Source organism: Syntrophorhabdaceae bacterium, assembly GCA_036504895.1.
Classification (GTDB): domain Bacteria; phylum Desulfobacterota; class Syntrophorhabdia; order Syntrophorhabdales; family Syntrophorhabdaceae; genus PNOM01.
In genome coordinates this window covers 1-11,013 of record DASXUJ010000036.1, presented here as the reverse complement: position 1 = coordinate 11,013, position 11,013 = coordinate 1, and the positions used below count along the sequence as shown (strand labels likewise).

5 protein-coding genes are annotated in these 11,013 nt (G+C 55.8%); 1 reads left to right on the top strand and 4 read right to left on the bottom strand.

Annotation, left to right across the window (positions count from 1 at the left end; genetic code table 11):
- The coding region (locus VGJ94_04570; protein HEY3275872.1) for a hypothetical protein at positions 1 to 1,251 on the top strand (1,251 nt) is incomplete at its 5' end.
- Positions 1,252 to 1,314: 63 nt separating this feature from the next.
- Here VGJ94_04570 and VGJ94_04565 read toward each other — a convergent pair.
- From VGJ94_04565 to VGJ94_04550, 4 genes are all read right to left on the bottom strand, one after another.
- Positions 1,315 to 8,487 (bottom strand): putative sugar O-methyltransferase, encoded by a 7,173-nt coding sequence (locus VGJ94_04565; protein ID HEY3275871.1) that lies wholly within the window; start codon positions 8,485 to 8,487, stop codon positions 1,315 to 1,317.
- A gap of 54 nt (positions 8,488 to 8,541) precedes the next feature.
- On the bottom strand, positions 8,542 to 9,294 hold the full coding sequence (locus VGJ94_04560) for a TylF/MycF/NovP-related O-methyltransferase (GenBank protein ID HEY3275870.1): 753 nt from the start codon (positions 9,292 to 9,294) through the stop codon (positions 8,542 to 8,544).
- Positions 9,291 to 10,496, bottom strand: coding sequence for a DegT/DnrJ/EryC1/StrS aminotransferase family protein (locus VGJ94_04555; protein HEY3275869.1), 1,206 nt, complete (start codon positions 10,494 to 10,496; stop codon positions 9,291 to 9,293). Before VGJ94_04555 ends, VGJ94_04560 begins: the two co-directional genes overlap by 4 nt.
- The coding region (locus VGJ94_04550) for an NAD-dependent epimerase/dehydratase family protein (protein HEY3275868.1) at positions 10,496 to 11,013 on the bottom strand (518 nt) is incomplete at its 5' end. The genes VGJ94_04555 and VGJ94_04550, both read right to left, overlap by 1 nt.

Below are 11,013 nucleotides of genomic sequence, written 5' to 3'. Positions count from 1 at the left end.
CCCGGTCTTGTGGAGGCGCACAACAACCTGATCTATGTGCACCAGTTCCTTCCGGATATAAGCCTCGAAGAAATTCTCGATGACCATGGCAAATGGAATCTGGTGCACGCCCTGTCCCTTCGGGGATTTGAACGGCCTTTCGAAAATTCCAGGGAACCCGGCAGGACCCTTACACTGGGATTTGTCTCTCCTGATTTCAGGAGCCATCCTGTGGCCTTCTTTATCATATCCGTATTAGAGGCTCTCGCCCGGGAAAACTGCCGGATCATCTGCTATGCCAATCAGAAAAAGAGCGACCCCATGACGGAACGATTCAAGGCCCTCTCCTCGCGATGGAGAGATGTGGCCGCTCTTTCCGATGACGACGTCCATGGGCTCATAATGAATGATCGTATCGATATACTTTTCGATCTTACGGGGTTCATGGAGAATAACCGCCTCCTTCTGTTCGCCCGGAAGCCGGCGCCCCTCCAGGTGACGTGGGCCGGGTATATGGCTACCACGGGTCTTACCGCCATGGATTATATCATTGCCGATAGACACGAGATTCCTGAAGGATCGGAGCGGTTTTACACAGAAAGGGTCATCAGGATGAATGATTCTTTTGTCTGCTACGAACCTCCCCCGTATGCGCCGCCCGTCTCGGGGCTCCCGGCCCTGACACGGCATTATGTGACCTTCGGATGTTTCAACCTCCTCTGCAAAATATCGGAACAGGTTATCGACGTGTGGGCCGAAATCCTCACCCGTCTCCCCGGCTCGAGGCTTCTCCTCAAGACCAAGGAACTGAGCTGCAAAAGCACCGGCGAGCGGTATCTCTCCCTTTTCTCGCAAAGAGGGATCGACTCCGGCCGAATAGAGCTTTTGGGAAGGACGCCCCACAGGGAGCACATGGAGAGCTACGGGAGGGTCGATATTGCCCTCGACACCTTTCCCTTCTCGGGTTCCACCACCACCCTCGAATCCCTTTGGATGGGCGTACCCGTGGTCACCTTGCCACACGAGACCTTCGCCGGCCGCCATTCACTCAGTTTCCTCTCGACAGCGGGCCTGCCGGAGATGGCGGCCGCGGATAAAGCCGGCTACGTGCAGATCGCCCTCGACCTGGCAGGGGACCTTCCCCGTCTTGCGGCGATGCGCTCCTCCCTCAGGCAAAGGTTCGCCTCTTCCCCACTGTGTGATGGAAATACTTTTGCGCGGTATTTGATGAAGGAGTTGCGGATAATCTGGTCGGAGTGGTGCAAGGCCTGAGACCGGTCCAAACTGAACCGGCGACGCGGTGCGCCGCCGGCGGTGACAATTTCCGGATAAACTTTAAGCTTGGGCCACTATATTCTGCCTGATAAATTCGTTATCGGGATCGATCTCGCGCACCCTGTCCATGTAGACCCGCGCGTCCTCCTCGAGCCCTGCCCCAAAACATAATTGAGCGGCGATAACCATGACTTCCACATTTTCGGGCTCTTTCCTCAGGATATCCCCATAATGGCCGGCAGCTTCGTCCACCTTTCCGGAATCGAGGCAGATATCGGCCAGGTTCCTTAGATAATCGAAGTTCTCAGGATCGAGCCTCACTGCTTCCCGCAGATATGAGACCGCCTTATCCTTGTCGCCCTTCTGAAAATAAAGGACGCCCGCATCGTTCAACACCTCCGGTTTCTCTTTATCCATTTCCAGAATCTTTTCGAACTGCCTGAGGGCCCCATCCGTCTCCCCCTTCTCATAGGAGAGTATCGCCTGGTTGTAGAGATCGACGATGGATTCGCCGGATTCCTTCCCCTCCTCCGAAGCCTCTTCCTCAGCCTGTCCGGAGGGCTTAAGGCCCATGGCCTCTTCCATCTCGAAGATCACGGGATGTCCCGGGGTCACCTTATTCAGTTTTTCGAGAACCACCTTCGCCGCCTCGCCATCGCCGATTTCGATGCTTATGCGGCCGAGAAGGGAGATGGCCTCCACGCACCCCGGATCGCGCTCGATTGCGTTGCTCACCCAGGTTATGGCCTTGCCATATTCTTTCTCGCTAAGGCAGAGGCCTGCGGTCGCCGTCAGCAGCTCCACGTTATCGGGCTCGATCGACAGGGCGTTTTCAAGGACTTCGATTGCATTCGCTCCTCTGCCGGACAGGAGGAAGGCGGTGGCGAGCTGGTTCCATACCTCCATCTCCGTGGGAAGCATCTCCAGGGTTTTAGACAGCACGATGATGGCCCGGTCGTATTCTTTCATGGCAACGAGAACCGAGCCGAGGCCGGCATGGGCAACGCCGAGATCGGGATACTCTTCGATGAGCCTCCCGAATATCGAAGCCGCTTCTTCCCAGTTGCCGCGGTCGGCTGCTGCTTTTGCCGAGGCAAAGGCGTCGTCGACCTTTCGTCCCAATAATTCCCCATCATCCGTAGCCGAGGTCGGAATCACGCTTCGGGTTGCCGCTCCTCGATAGATGAGGGGCTCAAGCTCTTTCGGGTCCGGTGCGGGGATGAAGTGCCTCTTTTTGTCAAAGGGTCCCTCGAGGATATGGCCGACACTGTATGGCTGTCCGTAGGGGAGGTCGGACGGGAGGTCCCATTTTTTCTTGAAAATTTCCCATGCCCCGAGAAGTGACTGGTTATACGCCGCGTCCCCTTTGCCCTGGGGCCCGCCGGTGTGGTGGATAAAGATGTCGTGGGCAATGGCGAGCTTGAAGCCTGCCGCCTGTGCTCGCAAGGAGTAATCGTCGTCATCGAATCCGAAAAAGGCGCCGAAGTTGTAATCTATGCAGCCTATGGTTTCGAGGACCTTGCGGGGGATAAACATGCAGAAACCGATAAGCTTGTTCGTATAGGTGAGCCTGCCCTCGTTTTCCCGGGACAAGGTCTCCGCAAAAGTGTCCATTTCATGTACATTGTGGTAGACGGCATTTTGAACGAGCTGAGCGTTCGATACATAATTTGACATAGGGCCTATGATCCCCAGCTCCGGGTGGGCTTTTGCGTGGTCGATGAATCTCCTCACCCACCCCTTCGTCACCACCGTATCATCGTCGATGGAAACGATATAATCGCCCCTCACCAGGGCCATAGCCTGGGCCCGGGCAGGAGAGTACCCTATATTGGTCGGGTTCTCGACAAGAGTGAGACCCGGGACCGTCCTGAGATAATCGATGGATCCGTCGTTTCGCGCGTTATCTACCACCACGATCTCGTAATCCTCATCCGTGTTCCTTTGAATGGACTCGATGCATGGCTTGATGTGATCGATGCCGTTATAGCTTATGATCATGACGGAGACGAGCGGTCTCTCGGGATTGGGGCCCGGAGGCGCCTCGCGATTCCCCGAAAAGATAAAGTCGACTTCCTGGTGGCAGCCTTTCGGCACTAAACCCGAGTAGGCGCCTGCGTCCACCCTGAGACCCCTGTCGAACATTTCCGCAAGCTTGAGAGGAGAATAATCGCCTTTGCCTCCCGCCCGGTTCACCCACATGGTCTGAACCATATTCACGGGGTTACAGAAGGTGACGCTGCTCTCGAAGCAGAGGAGAGACTTCTTGCGATCCCTGAAAATGTGCTTGTTGCTGTCGAACATAAGCTCCAGGGTATTGGGATTCTTGTAGTCGAGGGCCATGAGGGGAAGGAGGTCCTCAACGCGATAAAAGGAGCTCGACACTTCAAGCGGGTAGCCGAAGTCGAGCTCGGCCGCGGTCCAATCGAAGCCCAGGACCTTTTTGCCCGCGGTCCGGAAAGGCGGAAGGGCCTGCGCCTTGTTGAGCATGTAGCAATAGGTCGTATTTCTTCCGAGGCGGAGCGAAAAGCCGAGGGCTTCCGGGTCTTCGTCCAGTCCCTTCACTGCGTCCGCCGCGTTGAAATCATTTACAAAAATGTTATCGTCCACAAGGAACAGGACGTACTTTCGGCCGCGAAGGAGCGAGGACAGGTCTTCTTTGAACATCCGTTCCTTCACGAAAGTGATCGCAGGATAGACCTTCTTCAGCTCCTCGTACTGCCTTTCGTGGAGAAGATCGGACGTAGCGTAGAGGACATGCATATCGAGCCCCGCCATGTCCCTGCAATGGAGACTGAGGGAGCTCAAGGTGCAGTCGAGCTGCATGGCACGATCTTTACTGAAGATTATCCCAACAGGTTTTTCAGGGTCTCTCTGCCGGCTGTCGCCGGGGGTCGCGGACAGGGATCGGCCTCTCTCGGCGGCCCCTAAAGGCCTCGATTCCTCGTCGGACCCGATCAGTTCATAATTGGCGCCTATGTGAAAATGGTTCAGCTCCAGATGCCTGTACCGGTGCAGGGCCGAGATGACGATTCCCTGCGGTTTTTGCCAGCCGAGCTCGGTCCGCTCCGATTCGAGCTGGCCCGTGATATAGACCCGGGGAGCGCCGAAAAAGTCTCTCGTCCTGCACACAAAGTCCTGGGTAAAGGCCGGCGTTTCCGAAAGGGCGAAGGTGGAGACGAAGAGATCCGCAGAGAGGCTCGATTGCGCGATGCCGTAGACGGGATAGAGGTTGACCTTTCCCGCTGCGGGAGGTTCCGCCGTATCTTTGTGGGCTACCACCCGCTCCTCTCCCAGGCTCAGGCCGAGGTAGTAAAGCTGAAGGGCGAGCATCTCCGGAAGATCGATGATGCTGTAGGTAAGGGGCTTCTCCATGAGGAGATTGAAGGCCCGCGCGAAAGAGCCGAAGCCCCCGCCGAATTCGACGACCGACGAGATCTCTCCCGTCAGGCGCTCCTGAATCCGGGCGCAGTACCAGAGCATGCCCAGGGTATTGATCGAAATGTCGTGGCCCGGACAGTTGCGCGGGAGGTGTCCCACCGCCGTTTCCGGGACCGAGAATATCCTGTCCCTCAGGGGTCCGTCCAGGCCCTCGAGATATTGAAGCTCATATTCCTGCTGTTTCTGCCATCCGCCCCTCACGAACATCTCCAGGCAGATCGGATGGAAAAGGAAATTTTCGGGGATCCCTTCGAGAATGAGGGCGCCGAGGGTATCGAGCTGCGCTTTCCATACGGGGTGGACCAGCTGGCGTGCGGGGTTTTCGGGAGAGTCGGCCTCGTAGAGGGCCGTCATCTCCTCGTAATAATCTGCCGCCTTCTTCCGGAAGGCCTCCGCCTCCCCTTCGGGCGCTCCGCCCGACGAAGGGGGGTTCTTGAGGGCCCCGGCTGCCATATCGAGGGGCAGTCCGAATTCCTTCGTCACCCCCTCGAGACCCTTATCCCCCGGATAGGCCGCGAGGAGCTGTCTGATCACGGCCATGGCGCCTTCCCTGTTCCCGCCCGCGATCACCACGCCCAGGAGGTTCCTGAGGGCGTTCAGGTTATGGTTGTCGGCCGAGACGGCGCACTCGAAGGCACTGATCGCCTCATCCTGTCTGCCCTGCTGAAGGTAGATCACCCCGAGGTCATTATGGGCATAGGTGTGGCGCGGGTTCAGGGAGACAACCGTGTTCAGCGCCGGAATGCTCTTGTCTATCCTTCCCGTGACGATGAGAAGCTGGGCGAACTGGTAATGGATGGTAGGGTCCATGGTCCCCGATGCTATGACAAGGTCCGTCTCCGCAAGAGCTTCCTCATACCGGCCGTTATTTTCGAAAAACTTTGCGAGGGCGAGGCGCCCGCTGACGGTAGGCCTGGACGGAGAATTATCCGATCCTGCGGCCGCGGCCAGCTCTTCTGCGAGGTCTTTCGGCGCTGTGAACCCCGGGGCAGCCTGCCGTACCTCGTCGAGTGCCTTCAGGGCGAGGGTGAGATTGCCTGCCCTGTACGCGCTTTGGGCGAGATACCAGTTCACGCGCCAGTGCCTCACGCCCGTCTTCTGGGCAGCGAGGAACTCGTGACATGCATCGTCATAAAGCCCCCTCTGCCTGAGGGTAAGGCCGTGCCACAGGCGGTAATGGCCTCCGATGCCCAGGTTCTCGGAGGTAAGATTATCTTTTACCAGCCCCTGGATCGCCCGGAGCTCTTCCCCCGCCGCTTCCCCTATGGCCTCCTCTGCCAAAAGGACCGCCCCGGTCTCCATATTCGCGCCGTCGAAGATCCTGCTCACCGTGCATCCGCGGAGTACGGGCGAGAGGGTGACTCCTGAATCGTCAGGATAGACGAGGAGGATATCCCCGATGACGGCAAACCGGAATGAATCGTTGATGTGGAGAAAGGCCTCGCAGACTTCGGGCACCGTGGGATAATCGCGAAGGCTCGACTCTTCGGGGACCTCCTCCGCGTAATCGTGGAAGAACCTCAGATCATCGAGGAGAACGATCAGCCCCTCCTTTCCGGGGGATCGGCCGAGGACCTCGATCTCTTCGAGGACCGGCGTGTTCTTGCCCGCCTTTTCCGTGATACCTTCGCTGTAATGGGCATCGAGCCACAGGAGCGTGCGCTTTCCGTCCGTCCTCTCCATTATCTCCGGAAGCCGCGAAACCGAATCGCCGTGGTAGAGGAAGATCTTCTTCATGTCCCTGAAACGGTCGACGGCACGCTCGTAGAGCGGCCTCCCGAACTCTATGGAGTGGACTTCGGGAAAAACCGTCGACGCTTCGTATGTGGTATTTCCGATGTAGGTTCCCGTCTCGACGAAGACATCGGGACTGAAGGCATCGCCCATCTGCCGCAGAAAGGAGCCTTTCAGCGACCAGTCGGGGGATTTCACTTTTTGAAGTTTGAGGCACGATTCATCCGCGGACGGGCCGGCCTGTCCCACCCTTCCGAGAAGATCGGCACCTTTTCCCTGTTCGCGGATGATGGCGTTTACCAATGGGGGAATGGTCGAAGCGAGGTGCTCGTATGTCCAGACCGGCGCGGCCTTGGCGGCTTCCCATAGACGGTCCTTGATGACCGGTGAAATGCCGTCCGTCCAGCCGGCCCCGGCAGCGTCCTCACGGCCCTCCCCGACGAGCTCCGCGAGTGCATCATAGAGGGCCTGCCACGAGTATTTTCGGAGGTTCCCCGCCGTCACCCACTCGTCGATGCTGTGGACATACTTTTTATATCTTTTCCTGCTCATGGCCCCGAGGAACCGTTCCAGCTCCCCGAAATCCCTGAAGCTGCGGAAGTCTATGTAACATTCCTCCGGTATGTATTTTTCGATGTCGGCGCATCCAAGATAGACGGGAACGGTCCGGGCTTCCAGGCAGTCGAGTACCTTTTCCGTAATATAACCGGTCCCATACTCGGGGTGATAGAGGTTCTCGAAGCAGAGGGAAAACATGTATTCTGCCAGAGTGGGGAGCTTCTTGTCCGGGTCCAGTATTCCCCTGTAGTTCGGCAGAGGGAACGGGGGGTTTCCATATACGTCGAAGGGCATGTCCGAATTCTCGTGGAACCACTGCGCCGCCTCAAACCGCTTTGAATAAAGCTCGCCCGGAATCTCGGATTTCTTATGGCCGTTGATCATGCATATGGCGTTCTTACGGTCCTTAAGGGGGTATTTCCTCTCCCGCTCCTCACGGTCTTCCGTGATATCCGCCGGAACGATCCAACCTGAGCGAGGGCCGTCCACCCTCCCGAATCGAGGCCGGTTGACGGTCAGGGCGCTGTAGATAGTGAAGACGTGATCGAAGCAGTTCCATATCCGGTCATCCCACTGACCCGGCAGCACCACGTAAGGCTCCCACAGGAGAAGTACGTCCTTGCCCGCCTGCTTCCCCGCGAAGCTGAAGGCATTGAGATAGGCGTAGAGATCACAGTCCTTGAGGGGGGTGGAAGACCAGACGACCGAGACATTTTTCTTGCAGAACGCGTGCATCTGGGATTCGAGAAGATGACCGTAGACCATATTGATAATCCGGTGGCCCGCAAGACCGGTTTCCACCGCCTTCACAGGCGCTTCCGCCGGGAATGTCTTTCCGTCTGCGGCCGTGCCTCCGTGAGGAATCTCTCCTCCTTCAGGTAACAAATTTATCCCTATTTTTTTGAATTCATCGATGATGAAGGGCATTGCCCGCTGGGAGAGGTGTATTTCGTCCATGAAATAGAGAGGGTTTGTGAGCCCCTCCGGTCCCAGGAGCCTCTCGAAGATGGAGATGAATGGTATCCCGTGGGCTGTGCAAAGCTCTTCAAGGATACGGTTGAAGGTGCGTGTCACCTCGAGTCTTTCCGGATAAGTCCCATAGGTCGAATACTCGCCGAATTCTATATCCTCGACACTCGGAGGGGGCGCATTCCACGCCATGACATCGCGCCCACGATCTTTCAACATTGTGAAAACCCCGAAATATCGATCCACGCATTCACGGACTACTTTTTCAAGAGGCTCTTTCCTGAGACGGGCTTGCTTGATGAGGTGAACCCTGCAGTCGATCTCGCCGAAGCATAGAAGGATTTTATCGCCGGCTTCCACATGTTCCGCAACAATGGCTCCTATGGTTTCCCACCGTTCCGGCGCATTGTACGCAGTATGGGGTCCAATCCAGTAGGTCTTGAAGAAAGGCAGGGCATCATAGTTCTGCCCCACTCCGTCGAGACCCGAAAAGACCGAAACATGACTGTCCCCTATGCAATGTATTCTCATTATATTCCCCTTTTCAGGCATTTTATTCTGTACTCGCCGCACCGCGGAATCATCCTACTTCACCTCGAAATAGGAGACGCGGGAGACGTAGCTAAGGCGTCTCAGCTCCAGGTTGCGAAGGCCGAGCACTTCCATTACCGCGAGGGTTTCCCCGGGGGTTTCATGCTCGTTAAGTTCGTCAAAGCCGACGATGCTTCCTTTGACGAGACGCTCCCGGATCAGCTGGAGGCATTTCTTCGTGGGTTCATACAAATCAAAATCGAAATAGGCAAGAGAGATTATGGTCTCCGGGTATTCTTCGAGGTACCGGGGCAGGGTGCTCGTAGCGTCCCCTTTTACGAGGGCATATTTCTTGATATGGCCCAAAGGGTTCTCTTTTTCGTGAAAGGCGAGGACCTGGTCCAGATAGGCATCATAGCCCGCTGTCACCTTGTATCCGCCCGGCGTGATAGATTTACATGTGCCGTCCTGGGGCGACACTTCCGGAAAACCTTCGAAAGTATCAAAAGCCACTATTTTTCTCGTCCGGTTGTAAGGCTCGTAAATGCCCCGCAGCGATGAAAAAAGCGCCGCATTCTGCCCCCACCTGGTCCCGAATTCCATAATGACGCCGGGGATCTCCACGATCTTCTGGTAGAGGAAGTCCATGAATTTTATCCGTGAAAAAGTTTTCGAATTAAGGAAAAGACCCAGGTTGTCGAGTAATTCCCCCTCGGGAATCGGGCAGCCCTTGAGAAGTCCGACGAAATCGGACCGCCTTTTCTTCTCCTCATCCGTTGAAAATGTCACCATTTCGATTTCATTCATGCCCGTGCCCTCTGCCTTATCGGTCGCTCCTCGTGTCGTACATTTTGTCCGAAAAAATTCTCCATTATCGATTCCAGCACTGCGAGCCTTTCTTCGCCTACAAATTGATTGTTGCCGATGTAAAAGGCATTTTCATGGAGAAAATCGGCATTGGGATATGTTTTTTGATCCCGAAAAGCCCGCAGAAAAGGTTGGCGCAGCAGGTTTCCGCTTATGAGGGGCCGGGATTCGATCCCTTCTTCCGCAATGAGCTTCTGAAAGGCGCTCTTCTCCCCTCCCTCCCTGAACAAAAAGGGCAATACGAAGGAAGACATCCCTTTTACGTCCAATACTATTAAATGGTCCGAAAACCTTCTACAGATATCGACAAATCTTCTATAGTTTGCATTACGCGTCATTATGTAGGAATTCATCCGCTTCAACTGCTCCAGGCCGAGCACGGCATTGAACTCCGTGTTGCGTACATTGAATCCGTCCGTGAGGAACAGGAAATTGAAATCGATGTCACGGTATCTTTCCTTCAATCCGGCGTAGTAGTGCTCCGGCAATTCCCTTGCCAGACCATGGGACCTTTTCAGCAGGAACAGCTTGTAAAGCTCCTCATCGTCCGTGCAAAGCATACCCCCTTCGACGGTGGTCATGTGGTGCCCCCAGTAGAAACTGAACGTCCCGGCGGCGCCGAGCCTGCCTACCTTGGTCCCCTTTAAAGTCGCCCCCTGAGATTCGCAGCAATCCTCCAATATGGTGATATCCCTGCCGGAAACGATCTCCTTCAATCTGGCAACGTCCGAGGGAAATCCGAGCAGGTGAGCCACGAAGATCCCGCGGGTCCTCGGTGTGATGGCAGAATGCACCTGATCGTAATCGAGTGAGAGATCGGTCAGATTCGCATCAACGAAGACAGGTGTCAATCCGCATTGCATAACCGGTGTAATTGTCGTAGGCCATGTCACCGTGGGCACGATTATTTCGTCCCCGTCCCGCCATTCATAATATTCTTTGGCAGAACTTACCATCACGAGGTTTGCGGAGCTGCCGGAATTGACGAACACGGAATACCCGGACCCCTGCCACCGGGCAAAGGCTTTCTCGAATTCGGCAACCTTTGTGAACTGGGTAAACCTCTTGGTTTCTTTGATAAAGGAAATCAGTAAATCGAGCTCACGTTCGGTAATGACATTTTCCTGAAGCTTCCAGAACATTAGATCCTCCCTCCCGGCGCATAAGGTGACGCAACGTACCAGTCGTGCGCCTTTCTCAATCCTTCCCGAAGTGGCGTACGGCTTCTCCACCCCAGGGAATGAAGTGTCTCCATATCGAGCAGCTTCTGTGCAACACCGTCCGGCTTGCTGGTATCGAATTGAATCTCACCGCGATAGCCGACTATGTCGCGGACCATTTCGGCAAGCTCTCGTATGGAATGGTCTTCGCCTACCCCCACATTGACCGGATCATTCCCGTTATAACGCTCCATGAGGAAGAGGGCCGCTTCGGCGGCATCGTCCACGTACATCAGCTCCCGGCGGGGCTTGCCCGTACCCCAAAGCGTTACGGCAGACTTGTTCTCGCATTTGGCGCGGTAGAATTTGTCGATTAAGGCTGCCATGACATGAGATTGCTCGGGATCGTAGTTATCATTCGGCCCATAGAGATTTGTCGGCATGGCGCAGATAAAGTTGGTTCCATACTGGTCGTTGAAGGCGCGGCACATTGAAATAC